Here is a 16,764-nt window from a genome sequence, read left to right as displayed (position 1 = left end):
ACTAGTTGGGACTGCCACTCACTTCGCCCAACTCCACCCACGCTTCGATTGTGTCTTTGACCTGATCATACATGTATTGATTAAGGTTTTCTTTGTTCCAAACCGACCAGACATATGGTGGGCCAATCTGGCCTACTATTAACTTGCTCTGGTCGTATCCGGGCGCAACAGCTCCCCAAAACGATGAGCTCAAGTAACCAAAACACACACCATTGTCCTGCCGAGACGCATTCACGTGAAGTAAGTAAGCAGTATAGTTTTCACGCAAAAGCGGGAGTGGCAAATCAGCCTTCTTTTCAGGTTCCTCAACAACTGTGAAACCCGCTAACGCCAATTGATCTTCAGCATATTTGCGCACTTCGCCAATATTCGTCCAACAACCGTTGGTGGCATCGTCAACAATTCTAACAAATGCTCCGTCAAAGTCTGACGGTTGCCACAAAGGGCCTGCTATTGCGCAAGTTGAGCATATTACGGTTGCCAAAGTTGAAGCGACGATATCGTGGAGTCTCAAGGCGATCCTCTTAGGTTTTGAATAACTATATACAGCATCAAATTGACGACAATCCTATAAGTCCCAGCGGATTAATTTGCGACTCTTCATAAGGTTAGCTGATTATGTTATGATATAACAAATATATGGTTTGCTGAGTAAAAAATGACCGCCAAAACACCTGTGGTGCTGCTGAAATCGCAGCTCAACCTTGACCATGATCTTGATGATGCCCTGCTGACGCACAAGCTGGACGCAGCCGAAACATGGATCGGCCACTACACCGGGACGCCCTTTGTAGCTGGTGAAGCACCCCTTACCGAAGCCGCATTGCAGCTTGCAGCATATTGGTATGAGCAACGTGAGGCCGCGTCATTCGGCATGACCACTGCACATATCCCCTTTGGTGTTCGTGATCTGCTTTCCCCATACAAGATTCCGGTGACTGGCTATGTCGAAGAATAAGAGCCTGACAGAACAGTCGAAGCTGCTATCAGATCGCCTGAACGCCATTCCGAAAGAGGTGGTTGCAGCTCTGCGCCCTGCCCTTGTCAAAAGCGCTGAGGAATACGCCGCCACCATGCGCGCGTTGGTGCCCGTTGATGAGGGTGACTTGAAAGATTCTATCGAAGTCACTGCACCGGGCGAGACCACCCCGGCTTATGCAGAGGGCGGCGGCAAGCGCACGGCTGGCCCCAACCAAGCGCTTGTGACTGTCGGCAATGAGGATGTGCGGCACGGCCACTTGCAAGAATTCGGCACGGTCAAACAGGAGGCCCAGCCGTTCATGCGGCCCGGTGCCCGGCTGGCGAAACCCCGTGCGCAACGGCGCATCAGCCGCGCTGTCGGGCAAGCAATCAAGAAAGCAGCAGAGGGTAAATCATGATCAGCCCTGACATTGAATTCCAGACCCAAATCAGATCGGCACTGATCGCCAGCTCAGCAGTTACCGACCTTGTGCCCTCTGACCATATCCGGGCCGGATCAACACGCCCGGACAAGTTGCCGTGCGTCATTCTGGCAAATCCTGACACCGCCAATCTCGGTCAGTCTGGTGAATGGCGGCTGACGCGTGTTTGGCTGGACCTGCATGTTTGGGCAATCGAAGACGGCGCGGATATGGCCCAACAGATCGGCGGTGCCGTTGTGAATGCGCTTTGGGATGCGCCTGATTTGGTCGAGAACGATATCGACGCCTATGGCCGCCCCAGCTTCAAATACATGCGCGACCCTGACCCCGAAAAGGCATACTGCCACGGCGTTGCGACGGTGTCGGGTGTTGTGCGGTGGAGGCCGTGACCATGATCCGAGCTGGCAAACTGGATCGGCAGATCACTATTGAGCGTGCCTCTGAAATTGTGCTCGCGTCTGGAACGACAAAAAGGACATGGGCACCTGTCGCAACCGTCAGGGCAGAGTTGGTGCAGCTCAGCGCCGAAGAATACCTTACCGGCTTTGGTGAAAGTGACTCTGGCAGTGCCGTGTTCCGCATCCGGTATATGTCCGGGTTCACGACGGCAGACCGCGTGACCTTGGACCGCATCACCTATGAAATTGACGAAATCGCAGAGCTGGGGCGCAAGCGCAGCCTAGAGCTGCGCTGTTCTGTGGTGGCCGCATGATGTCGAGAGACTATTTCCACCTACTCACTAGAACCTTCCTTCGCCCCCTCAAAAACTTGTTCGCTGACTTCTTCAATATTCTTTTCGGGGTCGGCGTGCGGGACAAAGTCACTATCCCAAGTTGCCCAAAACGATACCGCCCCAAAAAGGAAAACTGCTCCGCAACCAATAAGGCTAACCTTCATTCCAAGGCTCATTCCACACATCGGCTCACACCTACTTTTTTGTTTTCTTTCTGCGCTTTAAACAGTTCAGGTGGTCCAAATTCAAGTCGAAATTGGAATTGGCTATGAGTGTGCATTCGCGCGGCATCAAGCCGCCCCTTTCCCCTGATAAAGAAGCCCTGACCAAAGCGCCGCCGGTGCCGAAATACCTTTCAGCACACGCCAAGGCAGAATGGCGTCGTGTAATGCCGCAGCTCATCGCACGGCGCGTCATCACCAAAGCCGACATGGCAGGCGTAGAGGCTTATTGCGTGGCCGTTGGTGCATCCAGATTGATTGCCGACACCATGAGCGCTGGCGTCTTGCCTGACCTCAAATTGTGCGGGCTTCAAATCCGCTACATGCAAACAGCCCGCCAGCTCGCCGCCGAATACGGTCTGACCCCGACAAGCCGTGCCCGGATCGGTGCTGTTCAGTCGGATGACGATGATGCCGATAATCCTCTGGCTGTGTGACTATGAGCGCAGCCAGCACATACCCCGCTTGGATCAATGACGGCAGCTCAATCCCAGACCCTCTTGGGCATGGGGAACGGGCTGTGAAGTTCTTGAAGCGCTTGCGCCACCCGGCAGCGGTGAATGATAACCGTGCGCTCAAAGCCGCCAACGACGACAGGCACCCCCGAGCATTCCAGCTTGCACCGTTTCAGGAACGTATTGTGCGGCGCATCTATGGGCCGCGCCACGCTGATGGCCGCCGGATCGTCAAAACGGTGTTTCTGATGCTGCCCCGTGGCAACCGGAAAACGAGCTTGGCCGCTGCCTTGTCATTGCTGCATGTGATTGGCCCTGAAAAGGTGCCTGCCGGTCAGGTGATCTTTGCTGCGTCTGACCGGGAGCAAGCGGGCATTGGCTTTCGAGAAGCCGCCGACATTATTCGGCAGGACAAGCGCCTTGTGGCTGCTACGCGGATTCACGACGCATTCAACAGCGCCAAACAGATCACCAACCTTGATAGCGGCGCACGTCTTCGCGCCGTGTCCAGCGATGGCCGCGCACAGCACGGCACCACCCCGGCTTTTGTTCTGGCCGATGAGATACACGCATGGAAAGGGCGGGATCTGTGGGAAGCACTGAAGTCGGGCCTTGCAAAGACTGACGATAGCCTGTTGGTCATCGCCACTACCGCAGGGCGCGGCCACGAAACGCTTGCGGCAGAACAGTATGACTACGCCCGGCGTGTTGCTCTAGGTGAGATCGACAACCCCGAGTTTTTACCAATCATCTTTGCTGCAGAACCCGATGACGATTGGCAGGAAGAAGATGTATGGCACCGCGTGAACCCCGGCCTGAAACACGGCTTCCCAAGCCTGTCCGGTCTGCGTTCACTTGCGAAAGAAGCAAAGGATCACCCTGCAGAGCGCTATAGTTTCCAGCAATACAATCTGAACATCTGGCACGGGAACAGCCGTGATCCGCTGTTTAGTATGGCTACATACGACGCCCGGAAGTTCGATGACGATGAAACCGATCTTGCGGCGCTGCCGTGTTGGATCGGTGTCGATATGGCGAAGAACGGTGACACGGCGGCCGTTGTGGCTGCATGGAGGCACGACGATGACCAGATCACCATCAAGCCTTGGTTCTTTGTTCCCGGTGAAGACCTAAAAGAGCGCGGTGACCGCGACCATGTTCCCTATGAACGTTGGCGTGACGAAGGGCTGCTTACAGCTACACCCGGCCCCATCATCGACCCGGATGTAGTTGAGGATCACATACGCGAATTGACCGAGGAACATAAGGTGCAAGAGATCGCCTTTGACCCACACCTTGCGCGCCAAATCATGCAGCACCTATTGGATGATGGCTTACCGGTAGTTGAACTACGCCAAGCTCCATTGAGTATGGGTGTCGCTATCGGTGATCTGGAACGCACTGTGAATGGCCGTTTCATTCGTCACGATGGGCACCCCATCCTAAGGCATCACTTTGACAGCGTGGTCGCCAGTCGGAACGAAACGAACGGCCTAGTGCGAATGCACAAAGGAAAAACAACTGATCGCATTGACGGTGCCATTGCAGCAGCGATGGCAGTCCATCGTGCCGTGGCACAAGAATCTAATCAATCAAAATACAACGACCCCAATTTCAAAACATTGGCGGATGTCCTTGAGGAAGCAGCATGAACGACGCAAATCTGCCCGGTCTAATCGTCCCTATCGAAGCCCGGATCGACAAATTTGAGAAAGGCTTACAGCGCGCTGAACGCGCCCAACGTCGCGGGACACAAAGAATGGAACGCCGCGCACAGCAATCCGCCAACAAGATAGATGCCACCTATTCCAAGATGGGCCGGAACGTCGCCGCCAGCTTTGCGCGTATGGCTGTTCCGCTGGCCGCTGGTATCGCATCCACCTCAACGCTCAGGGCAATAAATGACACCGCAAAGGGCGTGGCAAAAATGGGCGACGAGGCCAAACGCGCCGGGCTGTCACTCAGGGAACATCAGGAATGGCGTTTTGTAGCGCAGCAGAACCGCATCGAAATTGATGCAATGGTTGACTCATTCAAAGAGCTGAACATCCGCGCCGATGAGTTCATCAAGACCGGCAAGGGTGGCGGCGCTGAAATGTTCGAGCGCCTTGGGTTCAGTGCAGAGCAGCTAGAACAGCGGCTGGAAAAGCCGTCTGAGTTGATGCTGGAAATCCTTGAGCGTTCCCGGCGTCTGGACACCGCAGGCCGCATTCGTGTCGCAGATGAGCTTTTCGGTGGCACTGGTGGCGAACGCTTTGTTGCCCTGATGGAACGAAGTGATGCCCAACTGCGCAACACGATCAACAAGGCGCATGAACTCGGTGCGGTGCTGAATGACGAGGTTGTTGCGTCGGCAGATGAGGTAAGCCGCAAATTCGATGAGCTGAACACCCGGATCAGCGCATTCGGCAAGAAGCTGGCCGTTTCAATGGCAGAGGGTGTCTCAGGCATTCTCAGCGCCAAGAAGAACCTTGAAGGCATCTTTGGTGACATCGAACGTGCCGAGGCTGTTCTGGGGCAGGAACTTGCCAAAGGCTTAGAAGGTAACAAGGCGGCTATTGCATCCCATGCCGATGATCTGCGCGACCTACACGGCACGTATGATGAGCTGTTCAACCTGATCAACCGCATGACCGGCCCGGATGGTGTTCGTGTTTTCGAGATCGACAACACAGACGCGCGTTTCGCCCTGGCTGATATCATGGGTGATTTGAAACGGCTGGTGGATGCACTTGAGAACGGCCAGATCGAAGCCAGCGAATTTGAAACCGAGATCGGCGAACTTGTTGGTGAAGCCCGTGACGTGGCCGCCGAGCTGGCCGAGATCGACGATGCCCGTTTCTCGAACGTGATCTCTGCTATCGGTGGCATCGGCGATGCGTTGGATAGAGCCATTGGCAAGGCATCCCTGCTGAAAACCCAATTGCCGGGCAATGGCGGCTACACATCCTCTGGCCGAGGCGACGGCTTAGCCGAGGTAGAGCGCCGGCGTTTCGAAGGCAATCAGCCTGCCTCTGATCGCGCGCCAACCTCATCACCACGGCCCAGAGCTGCGCCGCCGATGATGGGCGAACCCGAAAACACCCGGAGTGGTGGCGCTGGTAGAAACCAAAGCGAATTCGAACGCATGGCGACATCGCTGCGTTCTGAAATCGCATTGCTTGAGCTTGAGTCTGCCGCGTTCATCGCATCTGCGAGCGCTGGTCAGGAATACTCCGTCGCAATTGCCACGGCACGGCGTGAGGCTGAGCTGCTACACATGGCCCAACAATCCGGCAAGCAGATCACCCCTGCCCTGCGCGAAGAAGTCCGAGGCCTAGCGCGCGGATACACCGACGCTGCCAATGCCGCTGAACAGACCGCGCAGAAGTTTCAACAGGTGGATGACGCACGGGCTGCATTCACCAATCAGGCCGCCGATGCGTTTACCGGGATAGTGACCGGCACCATGACTGCCCGTGAGGCTTTGGCCGGGCTTGCCAAAGACCTAGCCGCAATGGCTGCCAAGCGGCTGTTTGCGCAAGTCATTGGTGGCGTGGTCGGTGGCCCTGCCGGTGCATTGCTCGGCGGATTGTTCGCCGAAGGTGGCTATACCGGCGACGGTGCAAAATATGAACCGGCTGGTGTTGTTCACCGCGGAGAATACGTCATGAGTAAAGAGGCGACCCGGCGTATTGGCGCTGGGAACCTAGAAGCGCTTCACAGCTCCGCTAAGCGTGGTTACGCCTCTGGCGGCTACGTGGGTGGCCGGGCACCCGTTCAAGCCGTCTCAGCGGCGCGCTCTGAGTCTGTGAGCGCTGCTGCTGCGCCAGTGGTAAACATCTCATCCCCGGTGACTGTGAATTCCAGCGGCGGGACACCGGCGCAAAACGACGAGCTGGCGAACAAGATGGCCCGGCAGCTTGAGGCCAGCTTGAGGGGCGTTGTGGTCGATGAGCTGCGCCGACAAAACCGACCCGGTAATCTTGGGAACAACAGGAGTTAGGGTGTCTTCCTGAAATTCGCCTTGTGACCGATTCCAGCTTTTGGTATTATAGTTCTTGCCTTTAAGGCAGCACAAAGCACCAAGCCCAAAACAGTCAGGTCCGAGCCGATACTTTCGATGACGCTCGCCGACGCCGAGATACCAGCCCAACATATAACGCCAGCACCGGGAACATGACCGGGCAGCGAGTCGCCTAGCTGGAAGGTGCAGGAAAGATCATTTTGGATCGCTCCCCGGTGGAGAACACCGGACGCCCCAAATGGTCGCCGCCGGACTTAGGTCGAAATGGCACAGAAAGACGGTTGCAATGTGCGACGGGCATAGACTCGGGTCACAACAACCGATCACGTCTTGGTTGGAGGAAAGCCGGGCGTGATGCTCAGTCGAAAGACTGTAACCGCTTGGTCGAAAGACCGGGATCGGAGCGCTGCTAGGTCAATGGAAGCCACCTAGTGTTAGTAGCTCTTCACCACCTGTTATATGCAGAACATCCCCCTAGGAATGCCCAGAACTTGCTTTGAGCATTCCTAGGGGGAAAGTCCTATTTCTGCAGGGATTATTGAATATTATTTATTCTGTGCATTTCTTCGTTCTTGTCCCGGCTAGATGAAACAAACGGTGGGCGCGAAGCGCCCAAGAGCGAGCTTTAGCGAGCGCGCAGAAGATAGGGTGGATATGAAAGCACGATCACTTCTTAAAGCACTTGTCACCCCGTGGCCAAAACTGATCCGGGGTAACTGGAAGAAAACGAACATAAAAGCGCTTCCGGAAGAGCTGCACTGCGTCGCTGAGAATCACCAAGAACGCGTCGTTCTTCTTGAACTTTAATGACCTATTTGTTATGATATAACAATCAGGGCTGGCTTCCAACTATGCCCTCTCCGAACCCCACGCCGGATCATCATGCGATGTAAGTCAACCGGCGTGGGGTTCATATTTTCAGCGCGTGATTTGGGAAGCTCTGTCGCGAATAAACTCTGCAATTTGCTCAGGCGAGAATTTAGTAGCATCAATGTATCCGTCTGTATCGAATACACCATCCACTTTACCCGGGTCAGTTCTGACGAACATGACACGTTCATGCGCGCGCTTCGCGATGATATCTCTAATGGCTCTGAACTCGATTCCACACCAGTCTTTGCGCTGGTAGTCAGCGCCAATGAAAACAACGACTAGTTTCGATTGCTCACGGTATATGGATTGAAGAAGGGTGTCCAACGATGGTCTTGCCAATTGCCCAGGGTAGTTCGCATCATAGAAGTAAGTGTCTCTACCCATAAGGCGTTCCAATTCTGCGGCTACCGGTTCTACCAAGCTGCGCGCTTCGCCCGGGAAAGAAAGAGCCACTTCGAACTGGTGGCTACCGACGTCTACCGGCCCGCCAAATGAATTTGCCCAGCTAGGCAACTGGATGCCTAACTTTTTGAGTTCTGAATCGAGTTGGACATCTTTCACTGCCCAATGCGTCCGGTTCATCTCCCACTTTCGAATGTCCAACTCGAACTCAAGTTCTGTGAAGTGATCGTAGGTCAGAAAGGGGCGGCAGGGCTGGAGCTCAAAGGACACTCGAACCTTCCCCTGCCGCACGACGGCTTCCTTAATTCGGCCAAAACTCGGGTCTTTCTTTCGAGCTGCTTCGTAGGCAAAAATACATGGGTAACTTGAAAGTGCCGTCAGGGAGCTTCGGTCAAGTTCACCTATCTCAGCAACTATTTCTTCCTCAGTGTATTCGTATCGATTGACGCAACGATCTGCTTCTATCGTCCAGACACCTTCATCCCAAGCTTCAGTGTCCCCAGATACAAACAAGTTATACATATTTTCCTCAATGTCAGTTCGGGCGCAAGATGAACAAGCTGAGCGCACATGTCCAGACACGGAAACCTCAAAGTAGAGCGGTAAGTAAGTCTTTACTTACAATAAAAACAATGACTTACGAGGCTTTTCCGCTTGCGCATCAGATTCAACCTATGCAATTCTGCACGCACCAAATCACGAATAAGAGGAATAGTCTCGTGCAGACCCCCAACAATCCCCAAGAAGTCTATCTGCCGGATCACGTTTACCAAGCACTGAAAGCCAAACTGCAAAAGCTGGTCGCGCGCCCCTTTGAAGAATGCGGCACAGACCCTGAGACTGAGATTGTCACCGCTCTGGGTGAGACCGGAAACATCTGGCCAGTGTCGGTGCTGGATGACGCTCAGGTTGCCGAGACGGCATAAGCGGATGCCTTCTGGATCGCCGGAACCCCACCACCAACAATTCGCTACAAATTTGATGAGATGGCTATGTAACTAACCAGCAAAATACTGGTGTAACCGGCCGCCGTAGCAGCCGATCACGTTTGCAGGCTTAGCGACCCAGGATGTAATCGACCCACATATTCAGTCGTGTGAGATCTCCATCGGCTGTTTGAGCCAGGCACATATCAGGGTTTGCTACAATTCCGCTCCAGCATGGAATTGCAGATGCGGTGGATGCGATACCAATCAGAGCGGCGGTCGCAACAACAAGCAGCGAAAACTTAGGCATGCGATTTCACCTTCTTTCTGCAAAGGCGCATCAACGCCCTTTTTATTTACGTGGGGATTGATCAGGCGTTTGCGAGTCCAACGATCTGAGATGTTGCACATTTGCAACGATTTCATAGTGGCCTCCTTCCCCCCAGCCAGATAAGGATACAGCTCAATACTCCTATAGCTATCGAGCTACATACCCGCCGGCGCAAGCTGGCGGGTTTCTTCTTTGGGTTGCACTCTCGGCCCCGCCGGATCACAGTCTCAAAAAGATTCTAGGGGCAGTCAATGCGATCCAAATTCAGAGGCCACTTTAGCGAAACTCAGGAAACCATTGACGAGCTTTGGCAGTCTGCGACGTTTGTCTTTGACGCCAATGTATTGCTCAACCTGTATCGGTATTCCGATAAGACGCGAACTGAATTTGTTCGTATCCTCAATAGTATTCGTGAGCGTGTTTGGATTCCTGAACAGTGCGCATATGAATACTTTTCCAACCGCATAACTGTCATTGATGAACAAGAGCAGGCTTACAAGTCTGTAGCGGCGGAACTCGAACAGATCGAAAAGCGGTTCTCTGGAACGAACAGACATCCATTTCTCACCAAAGCAAGCCATGATGAGCTTTCAAAGGTTCTTAAGAAAATCTCCAATGAACTCGAAAAAAGCAAAAATGCTCAGGTAGTCAGGTATAGCCGCGACGACATCAAAAACACGCTTGCTAACGTTTTTGAGGGTTGCGTCGGGGACCCCTACGACTCTGATACAATGCAAGCCTTGTTCGACGAGGGCGCAACTCGTTACGCGGATAACGTCCCGCCGGGCTACAAAGATAAGAACAAGGTTAAAGACCCCAAAACGGTTGCGGACAAGCGTAGGAATTTTGGCGACCTGATAGTCTGGAAACAGACGATTGACAGAGCCAAAGAAGCACAGACAGACGTAATTTTCGTGACTGACGACTCGAAGGAGGACTGGTGGCAGAAACACGGAAGCAGAACCATCGCGCCAAGACCCGAGTTGATTGACGAATTCTGCAGCAAAACTCAGCGCACAATAATGATATACTCCCCTGATAAGTTCATTGAATTTGCGGAAAAGCAGTTGGGCTCTAAGGTAAGCGCCGGGACGCTTGATGAAGTTAAAGCTGACTACACCAAGCACCTAAATGAAGAGGCCCTTGTAGCGGCAATGCGGACTCTTGAGCGGATTTCTCCAAACAGACGCAAATTTATGGAAGAGGTATCACGAGCACGCAATCACGTGGATACGCTGAACAAATCTACTGTCATAAAAGAACTAATCAAAAGTCGGTCTGAGCTACAAAACGAGATTAGTCGGGTGAAAGAGAGGCTGGAGTTTTGGAATCTTATTGGCGATGACGCCGACAAGGACCAGATAAAGGCACTTTCAAACATGCAAGAGGAACTAACAGTCTCATTAGCTATGTGCGAACGCCAGATATTTGATCTTAAGCGACCCCAAAACAACTCTGGCGTTTTTGACTAGTGACCCAACGTCATCCGGTCCATTTTAGGGCCGGTTACACGGTTACAAAACCACATTTAACTCATTGATTTTTAACGATCCGTCGGGAGTTCGAGTCTCTCATCACCCACCATCCTTTCCCCACAAAGTATCAAGTTCTTACGCGACTAGCACCTATTGTTGTACTGCGCATGAAACGATGTCGGCTGGGCCTCCGCTTCTGTTATACGGAAAAGATGTCTACGATACAGGAGCTTTGGGCGACGGCAATATTCGTAAACGAACTATCAGCAATTGGCAGACGACTTTGCGGAAGGGCGTTCGATCTCGACCCAAATCGTTACTAGAGCGTTCTGATGCGGCGAACTGGCCGCGAGAGACTGAGTTGCGCGCGAAGGAGTTTCGTCCCTGGAGTCAAGCAAAGCGGTTTTTTTTTGGCTTCGGCGCAGCATTTGACACATTAGGCTCAGAGTGGTCATTCGATCCGGTCTTACGAACAGCTGCCTTGCGGGAAAAGCTGCCGTAACCTGACTGGTTGATGATGATCGATCTCAGCCTAAAGTAGGCTTTCATTTTTCACTGCTCCAAGACTCTACGTATTAGTTTGCTCTGCGTTGTTCCGACTGATTAGGCCTAGGCCCTCCCATTTTTGACATCATGGCCTTCGCATAGTCGCGTTTTGCCTGCGCAGGGTCCTCGAAGCGAGCATGCACGACGCAAAAGAAAAAGGCACCGTCATCTAAACCGTTGCGAGGCGTAAACCAATCAAACGGGTCGGTCGGCTCTACCGATGCAAATTGGTTGGTTGGTGGCGCAGCGGGTGCGATATTGGCTTCACTGTTTGTTATATCATCAAGCAGTGTTGGACGGGCCGTGCCGGTGTCCGGTGTGAGGATACCCATGATCTGCTCGCGACCAGCCGGAACAAAACGCCCGCTTTCCTCGATTGGAAACCGGATCGGCTGCCCTGCATAAACATCCCGCTGCACTTCGCTGTTCCGGACAACAATCGTTCCACTAACCAGCACATACGGAATGCCTTCTGACGGCAGACCTTGCTGACCAAGAGTATAGTTCGCCTTTTCGGTCACAGTCTCCGGATCAAAAATCGTGATATCCGCGACCATGCATTCTTGCATACGCCCACGCACCTGCATTGCACGCAAGCCAGTGTCACCCAATCGCTTCGCATGTATGTAACTCAGCTGAGTGAGTGTGAGCATCAGCGGCACATTCGCTTCGCGAGCCAGTCTCAAGACTAGCGCGTGACTGCCTGCGGACCGAGGGTGCCCGGCATAGTCTTCGTAAGGGGCGTCCCAACTCATCAAGTTGCCCTCGATATCCAACCCGGCCATACCGTCACCCGAAATGCCATAACCTGCGATGGTGATCCAATCGTTGAGCCATTGCTCTCTTGGTGGGCTAAAAACAATGGCCGTCCGTCCCGGTTCATTCTCAGCGAAGCTCAAGAATTCGTCTTTAGTCACAAAGCGATCAAGCTGGGGATCAAAGATAGTGTCTTCGTATTTGTACCCCATCGACCCTTCCCAGTTTTCGGGGGCGATGATCGAAGCGCCGTAGTTTCCCGATCCAGCAGTCCAGGGATAGTAACTGGACCAGACGTTGTAGCCTTGGTCGCGGGCCATCTGGAGCTTTTCCTGATTTTCCCACCACCCATAATCATTGTCATGATGTATGTGTAGCGGCGCGTCGAGCACCATCGCATTGACCAGGATTTCGTTGACCCCGGTCTGTGTCTCAGTAGGTGTGGAAGCACTGGGATGAAACCGGTGATGCACCGAAGTTAGACGACCATAACGCGCAGCGGCCCGCTGTGCTTCGAACATCTCATAGGTTGTGATGCCTTCGCGGGCGTAGCCGATGGTCGATCCCACGCCGAGTGCGCCGAGACGAAGCCCCTCATCCAGTTGGGCAGTGATTTCGTTCATCTGCTCGCGGTTGCTTGGAACCGACGACCAGCCCTCGACACCGTCTTCCACGGATTGTGCCCGCAGTGCGAAGAAGTTCCGGAAGTCGATGTCCCCACCTTCCAGAACAAGGCCGTCATGTACCCGCATCCGCGCGAATTCTTGTCCAACGACTGTGCCATAGTTTGCCTGCGTCACGCCTTGGCGCGCAGCGTACCATTCATCGATATTCGCGGCTCCGACCTCAAAATCCATTTGCGTCGTAACGCCATCGCGAAGGTTGACCTTGATACCCCAAGGATCCAGCCCGTGTTGTTCAAGGTCGATAAACCCGGGCGCCACAACATGCCCTGTCGCGTCGATTGCCTCTCTGCCGTCAATATCTTCGTCGGTAACAGCAGTGATCCAGCCATTGCTTATTCCAACGTTGGCGATCTGATCGAACCCGGTTTCCGGATCCACTACCCGACCGTTGAGGATGACCACGTCGTAGGTTTGCGCGACGCAGAAAGTGGAAAACACGGACAACGTGCCAGCCAGAAACAAGGTACGCATGGATAGATCCTCCCTTTGATCAGCAGAATTGCATATTTCAACGCTTTTGACGTCTGCTTTCGACCCACACTAGAAAACGATCCGGGTTCGCAGGCCGAACAGCGTAATGCTATCCTGAGCGGGGTTCAGCAGCGGGTTCGAAATGTACTGCAGGGACGGCGTGATCTGCAGCCCGGGTGAGATCGAAAAACGGTAGAAGGCTTCCAGCGTGAACTGATCGCCATCTATGCCTCGTGCATCGGCCCAGTTCAGGCCGAGACCTGCCAGATCGGTATTGCGGCCATAGTAACCCAGACCGGCAGAAACCGACCGGTCATACAGCGCTGCGGTCCCTTTTGAGGCCCCTGCCCGAAAGAACGGCATCCACTTATTGTCAACAAACCATGCGGCAGAAAACGCAGCGCCATAGTCTTCCGCCCGGCTGCCATCTTCGGCCGCATCCGCGTGCCAGAGGGTCAGATGGACATTGTCGAAATAAATGCGATCAAAGCCTGACGTGTACCCAAGTTCGAGCGATTTGAAGAGGTTGCCGTCGCTGAACACATCAAAGTTTGGATCAGACGGATCGGCGTTTGCATCTGCAACGCTCGCGACAGCGTAGAAGTTTTCACTCAGCTTGATCCCACCGGCAATACCAAGACCTGGGTTGGGTGCGTTAAGTGTTGGGTTGGTGTTGAAGGACAGGTTTTGGAAGCCACTATAGGGGCTGACCAGCCCATAGATATCCACAAAGTCCGTTACATCAATCTGCCCGAATTGCAGCGTCCACGAACCGTTTTCGGCCCTTTGGGTCCAGAACAGATTGGTCAGCAGCAGGCCGCTATCGTTGAAGGCTGTCCCGGTGATCGAAAGCGCTCCGCCATCCAGCCCAAGAAACTGCGGGGCCACATCGGTATAGCTGTGCCGGTCTTCGATCTTGAATGTCAGGGAACCCTGTTCAGTTGCCTGCCAACTCCCGTAGAATCGCGCAATTCCGCTGGCCGCTTCGCCGGTTCCCAGATCCGCATTCGTGGTTTGGCCTAACGCCAGGTAATCAATATTGAACCGAAACCCACCCTCAGCGAGTCGGTCTTTCCACTCAAACCAACCCGGTGCGATGTTGCGTGGAAAATCGGAACGGTATTGTGGGTCGGTGAGCCCATCTCCGGGGGTAAGATCAGCTTCGACCGAAGAGGGCCCGGACAGTCCTTGCGCCGACGCGGCGCCAGCGACAGCAATACTTAGTGTAGCAGCCAGTAGTCTTATCATTCAGACGCCCTTGCCCCACCGGTCTTGCGATTGCCCGCCGCACGGATGCGATCAGCGGCACGCTGCTTCCATTCCAGCCTGTCCGCCTTGTTTTCCAGAGTTTCGACACGTTCCGTTTCCAACTGGAAAGTCGCGTTCATCGGCATCTGGCCATCCACAACCATCATATTCTGAACAGACGGATCGATGGTCAGCATGCCCGTCAGCCGAACAGGTTCATGAAAATAGCTGGGCGCCCAGTCCCCGTTCAACCGCACACGGATCATCTGGTTGGGCGGAGGTGGCGGCATGTGGCTGCACATCCCGCGTTCCGGCACCAGGTACGCAACAGGCCGCCCGTCTGGATCATTCGGAGCAGGAATGGCGAAACCAGCCAGGGTGATTGTTTGACCATCGAATTGCGGATTTCCGTTTGTCCCCGCCTTTCTCCGACGTTCCATCACAACTTCGCGCTGATCGAGCAGCCAGTCGATATCAATTCCCTCAGCAGCCAAGGCGTCCTCAGTCTCGGTCAAAAGTACTTGCCACTTTTGCCGCTCTTCTTCGCTGCCACCATCCTGCTGCAGCCTGCCACGCAATCGAACAACGAAAAGAACATCGTCGAACTGTTCGGGGCTGAGTTCACGATAGGGGTCATCAAAGACCTGCGCAGACGGATCTGGCAGATCTGCCCAGTCCAACGCGGTTCCAGGCGTCGCCGCAGCATCATAACCGCACAAAACCAACCCTGCGAATACTGCGGAGCAAAACCAATTTCGCATGAATGCTCTCCGGCTGCTTTATCTGGTCAATCCAGTGTGTTTTTGTAGATCACACCGTCCTTCATAATCAGGCGGATTGTTTCCGGGCTGTCCGGCCTCGGGTCCGCACCGAACCACTGATCGCCTGTTCCAACGACAGAGAAGTCTTCGAGGGGGTTGCCGTCTATCAGCAGGATGTCGGCATAGGCGCCTTCTTCGATCACACCCAGTTTGCCTTCCGGATAGGGGTTCATGAAATCACCGCTGAGTGCCGCGATCTCGCCACCTACCGAAGTCAGGGTGATCATCGACGCGTAGGGGCCGAAGAAATGATTGTTCAGATGCTTCTCGTAGGCGATCTGGATGTTGCACGCCTCGACCGAACCCACGCAATCGGTTTGGAAACCACGCGGTGCCGGGCATTCTTTCATGCTGGGAATGTAGGCTTCGAATGTCGCCGAGGCCGATTTGGCCTTCCTCAAACTGTTGGGGTTGTTTTTCACGGACGGAACATCAAGTAGGCCTGGATCAAATGCTGTGATGTTCGTCGTGATGTACGCTCCTTTTTCTTTCATCAAAGCAGAAATCTCACAGTCAAAGTGAAATCCGTGTTCAATGGTTCTGACCCCTGCATTCAGGGCATTGATGATCGCTTCTTTGCGGTAGGAATGTGCCATGACATAGGTGCCGTACTCGTTGGCAACCTGAACAGCGGCCTCAATCTCTTCCTTCGAACCGGCGAGCAACTGCCATGGATCGAATGCCGAAATCACCCCACCTGATTGCATGAACTTCAATTGCGTGGCACCCATGCGCAGGTTGTTGCGGCCATACATGTAAATTTCGTCAACACCGTTGACCTGTTGGGCCATATTCAGAGTCCCAAAGTTGGTCACCCCACCCGGCGGAGATGTGAAGGATGCGAAATCGGCGTGACCACCACGTGTTCCGAGAAATGCCCCGGAAGGATAAAAGCGGGGGCCGACGATCTGGCCGGCGTCAATTGCGCGCCGCAGCCCGCCGCCAGCGCCCCCGGCATCGCGAACGGTCGTGAAGCCCTGCATCAGGTACATTTCGGCCATCCGGGTCCCGTGGATGGCGAAATCCTCCCAGGTCGAGTTGGTTTCCATCTCGGCAATCGATGGCCCCATGAGCATCAGGTGCGCGTGATTCTCTATAAAGCCCGGTGTCAGAGTGCGCCCACCGCCGTCGATAACCGTCGCGCTCGGCGCATCAATGGCATCGGTTGAGACGGACTTGATCAGATTGCCCTCGACCAGAACACTGGCATTTTCAATGCGTTGCTCATTCACACCGTCGAAGACATGCACGTTGGTAAACAGCGTTTGGGGTTCTTCTTGATCCTGAGCCTGCGCGGTCGCCGAAAAAGAAAGAACTGCCGCGACAATTGCCGTCGAGCAAAGAGACATTCGTAAGCCGGACATAAGTACTCCCTTCATATTCATGTTTTGCCAACTATAGTCTGGAATTC

The 16,764-nt window shown here is 54.1% G+C and carries 16 protein-coding genes; 9 read left to right on the top strand and 7 right to left on the bottom strand.

Annotated elements, in window-relative coordinates; translation table 11 throughout:
• Nucleotide 1: 1 nt before the first annotated feature.
• Entirely contained in the window at nucleotides 2–514 is a 513-nt protein-coding gene (locus ACR0IP_RS20825) for a hypothetical protein (protein ID WP_480527719.1), read from the bottom strand.
• A gap of 144 nt (nucleotides 515–658) precedes the next feature.
• Between ACR0IP_RS20825 and ACR0IP_RS20820 the strand changes: the two genes are divergently transcribed.
• From ACR0IP_RS20820 to ACR0IP_RS20805, 4 genes are read left to right on the top strand one after another with little or no spacing between them, the layout of a single operon-like run.
• Nucleotides 659–958: a head-tail connector protein gene (locus ACR0IP_RS20820; RefSeq protein ID WP_480527717.1), complete on the top strand. Its 300-nt coding sequence runs from the start codon at nucleotides 659–661 to the stop codon at nucleotides 956–958.
• Entirely contained in the window at nucleotides 945–1,379 is a 435-nt protein-coding gene (locus tag ACR0IP_RS20815) for an HK97-gp10 family putative phage morphogenesis protein (RefSeq protein ID WP_480527715.1), read from the top strand. The genes ACR0IP_RS20820 and ACR0IP_RS20815 overlap by 14 nt, the downstream gene beginning before the upstream one ends.
• Nucleotides 1,376–1,792, top strand: a complete 417-nt coding sequence (gene gp17, locus ACR0IP_RS20810) for a tail completion protein gp17 (RefSeq protein WP_480527713.1) — start codon at nucleotides 1,376–1,378, stop codon at nucleotides 1,790–1,792. The genes ACR0IP_RS20815 and gp17 overlap by 4 nt, the downstream gene beginning before the upstream one ends.
• Before the next feature lie 2 nt (nucleotides 1,793–1,794).
• The gene (locus tag ACR0IP_RS20805) at nucleotides 1,795–2,115 is read left to right on the top strand and encodes a phage head closure protein (protein ID WP_480527712.1); all 321 of its coding nucleotides are present in this window, start codon (nucleotides 1,795–1,797) and stop codon (nucleotides 2,113–2,115) included.
• Between the two features lie 20 nt (nucleotides 2,116–2,135).
• On the opposite strand, the gene ACR0IP_RS20800 is transcribed toward ACR0IP_RS20805, so the two are convergent.
• Entirely contained in the window at nucleotides 2,136–2,300 is a 165-nt protein-coding gene (locus ACR0IP_RS20800; protein ID WP_480527710.1) for a hypothetical protein, read from the bottom strand.
• A gap of 104 nt (nucleotides 2,301–2,404) precedes the next feature.
• Between ACR0IP_RS20800 and ACR0IP_RS20795 the strand changes: the two genes are divergently transcribed.
• The 3 genes from ACR0IP_RS20795 (at nucleotide 2,405) to ACR0IP_RS20785 (ending at nucleotide 6,797) form a co-directional block, all read left to right on the top strand.
• Nucleotides 2,405–2,794, top strand: coding sequence for a P27 family phage terminase small subunit (locus ACR0IP_RS20795; protein WP_480527708.1), 390 nt, complete (start codon nucleotides 2,405–2,407; stop codon nucleotides 2,792–2,794).
• 83 nt (nucleotides 2,795–2,877) lie between these two features.
• A complete protein-coding gene (locus tag ACR0IP_RS20790) occupies nucleotides 2,878–4,464 on the top strand; it encodes a terminase large subunit (protein ID WP_480527707.1) in 1,587 nt (528 codons plus the stop codon).
• The gene (locus ACR0IP_RS20785) at nucleotides 4,461–6,797 is read left to right on the top strand and encodes a phage tail tape measure protein (protein WP_480527705.1); all 2,337 of its coding nucleotides are present in this window, start codon (nucleotides 4,461–4,463) and stop codon (nucleotides 6,795–6,797) included. Before ACR0IP_RS20790 ends, ACR0IP_RS20785 begins: the two co-directional genes overlap by 4 nt.
• Nucleotides 6,798–7,736: 939 nt before the next feature.
• Here ACR0IP_RS20785 and ACR0IP_RS20780 read toward each other — a convergent pair.
• Nucleotides 7,737–8,615, bottom strand: coding sequence for a TIR domain-containing protein (locus tag ACR0IP_RS20780; protein ID WP_480527703.1), 879 nt, complete (start codon nucleotides 8,613–8,615; stop codon nucleotides 7,737–7,739).
• 197 nt (nucleotides 8,616–8,812) lie between these two features.
• Between ACR0IP_RS20780 and ACR0IP_RS20775 the strand changes: the two genes are divergently transcribed.
• Both ACR0IP_RS20775 and ACR0IP_RS20770 read left to right on the top strand, forming a co-directional pair.
• Nucleotides 8,813–9,019, top strand: a complete 207-nt coding sequence (locus ACR0IP_RS20775; RefSeq protein WP_480527701.1) for a hypothetical protein — start codon at nucleotides 8,813–8,815, stop codon at nucleotides 9,017–9,019.
• Between the two features lie 582 nt (nucleotides 9,020–9,601).
• The gene (locus tag ACR0IP_RS20770) at nucleotides 9,602–10,822 is read left to right on the top strand and encodes a PIN-like domain-containing protein (RefSeq protein ID WP_480527699.1); all 1,221 of its coding nucleotides are present in this window, start codon (nucleotides 9,602–9,604) and stop codon (nucleotides 10,820–10,822) included.
• Between the two features lie 578 nt (nucleotides 10,823–11,400).
• Here ACR0IP_RS20770 and ACR0IP_RS20765 read toward each other — a convergent pair.
• The 4 genes from ACR0IP_RS20765 to ACR0IP_RS20750 form a co-directional block, all read right to left on the bottom strand.
• Nucleotides 11,401–13,284 (bottom strand): amidohydrolase family protein, encoded by a 1,884-nt coding sequence (locus ACR0IP_RS20765; protein ID WP_480527698.1) that lies wholly within the window; start codon nucleotides 13,282–13,284, stop codon nucleotides 11,401–11,403.
• Nucleotides 13,285–13,353: 69 nt separating this feature from the next.
• On the bottom strand, nucleotides 13,354–14,532 hold the full coding sequence (locus ACR0IP_RS20760; protein ID WP_480527696.1) for a carbohydrate porin: 1,179 nt from the start codon (nucleotides 14,530–14,532) through the stop codon (nucleotides 13,354–13,356).
• Entirely contained in the window at nucleotides 14,529–15,293 is a 765-nt protein-coding gene (locus ACR0IP_RS20755) for a DUF3299 domain-containing protein (protein ID WP_480527694.1), read from the bottom strand. The genes ACR0IP_RS20760 and ACR0IP_RS20755 overlap by 4 nt, the downstream gene beginning before the upstream one ends.
• Nucleotides 15,294–15,319: 26 nt before the next feature.
• Complete coding sequence (locus ACR0IP_RS20750; RefSeq protein ID WP_480527692.1) at nucleotides 15,320–16,717, bottom strand: amidohydrolase family protein; 1,398 nt, start codon at nucleotides 16,715–16,717, stop codon at nucleotides 15,320–15,322.
• Nucleotides 16,718–16,764 lie beyond the last annotated feature (47 nt).

This window comes from Ruegeria sp. AL11 (assembly GCF_056540865.1).
Note: the sequence above shows the minus strand (reverse complement) of the source record. Positions and strands in the feature narration are given on the sequence as shown.

Excerpts from the sequence above, each read along its gene's own strand:
- ACR0IP_RS20820 (WP_480527717.1), top strand. The coding sequence starts at position 659 with ATGACCGCCAAAACACCTGTGGTGCTGCTGAAATCGCAGCTCAACCTT.
- ACR0IP_RS20815 (WP_480527715.1), top strand. The coding sequence starts at position 945 with ATGTCGAAGAATAAGAGCCTGACAGAACAGTCGAAGCTGCTATCAGAT.
- gp17 (WP_480527713.1), top strand. The coding sequence starts at position 1,376 with ATGATCAGCCCTGACATTGAATTCCAGACCCAAATCAGATCGGCACTG.
- ACR0IP_RS20805 (WP_480527712.1), top strand. The coding sequence starts at position 1,795 with ATGATCCGAGCTGGCAAACTGGATCGGCAGATCACTATTGAGCGTGCC.
- ACR0IP_RS20800 (WP_480527710.1), bottom strand. The coding sequence starts at position 2,300 with ATGAAGGTTAGCCTTATTGGTTGCGGAGCAGTTTTCCTTTTTGGGGCG.
- ACR0IP_RS20795 (WP_480527708.1), top strand. The coding sequence starts at position 2,405 with ATGAGTGTGCATTCGCGCGGCATCAAGCCGCCCCTTTCCCCTGATAAA.
- ACR0IP_RS20785 (WP_480527705.1), top strand. The coding sequence starts at position 4,461 with ATGAACGACGCAAATCTGCCCGGTCTAATCGTCCCTATCGAAGCCCGG.
- ACR0IP_RS20780 (WP_480527703.1), bottom strand. The coding sequence starts at position 8,615 with ATGTATAACTTGTTTGTATCTGGGGACACTGAAGCTTGGGATGAAGGT.
- ACR0IP_RS20770 (WP_480527699.1), top strand. The coding sequence starts at position 9,602 with ATGCGATCCAAATTCAGAGGCCACTTTAGCGAAACTCAGGAAACCATT.
- ACR0IP_RS20765 (WP_480527698.1), bottom strand. The coding sequence starts at position 13,284 with ATGCGTACCTTGTTTCTGGCTGGCACGTTGTCCGTGTTTTCCACTTTC.
- ACR0IP_RS20760 (WP_480527696.1), bottom strand. The coding sequence starts at position 14,532 with ATGATAAGACTACTGGCTGCTACACTAAGTATTGCTGTCGCTGGCGCC.
- ACR0IP_RS20755 (WP_480527694.1), bottom strand. The coding sequence starts at position 15,293 with ATGCGAAATTGGTTTTGCTCCGCAGTATTCGCAGGGTTGGTTTTGTGC.
- ACR0IP_RS20750 (WP_480527692.1), bottom strand. The coding sequence starts at position 16,717 with ATGTCCGGCTTACGAATGTCTCTTTGCTCGACGGCAATTGTCGCGGCA.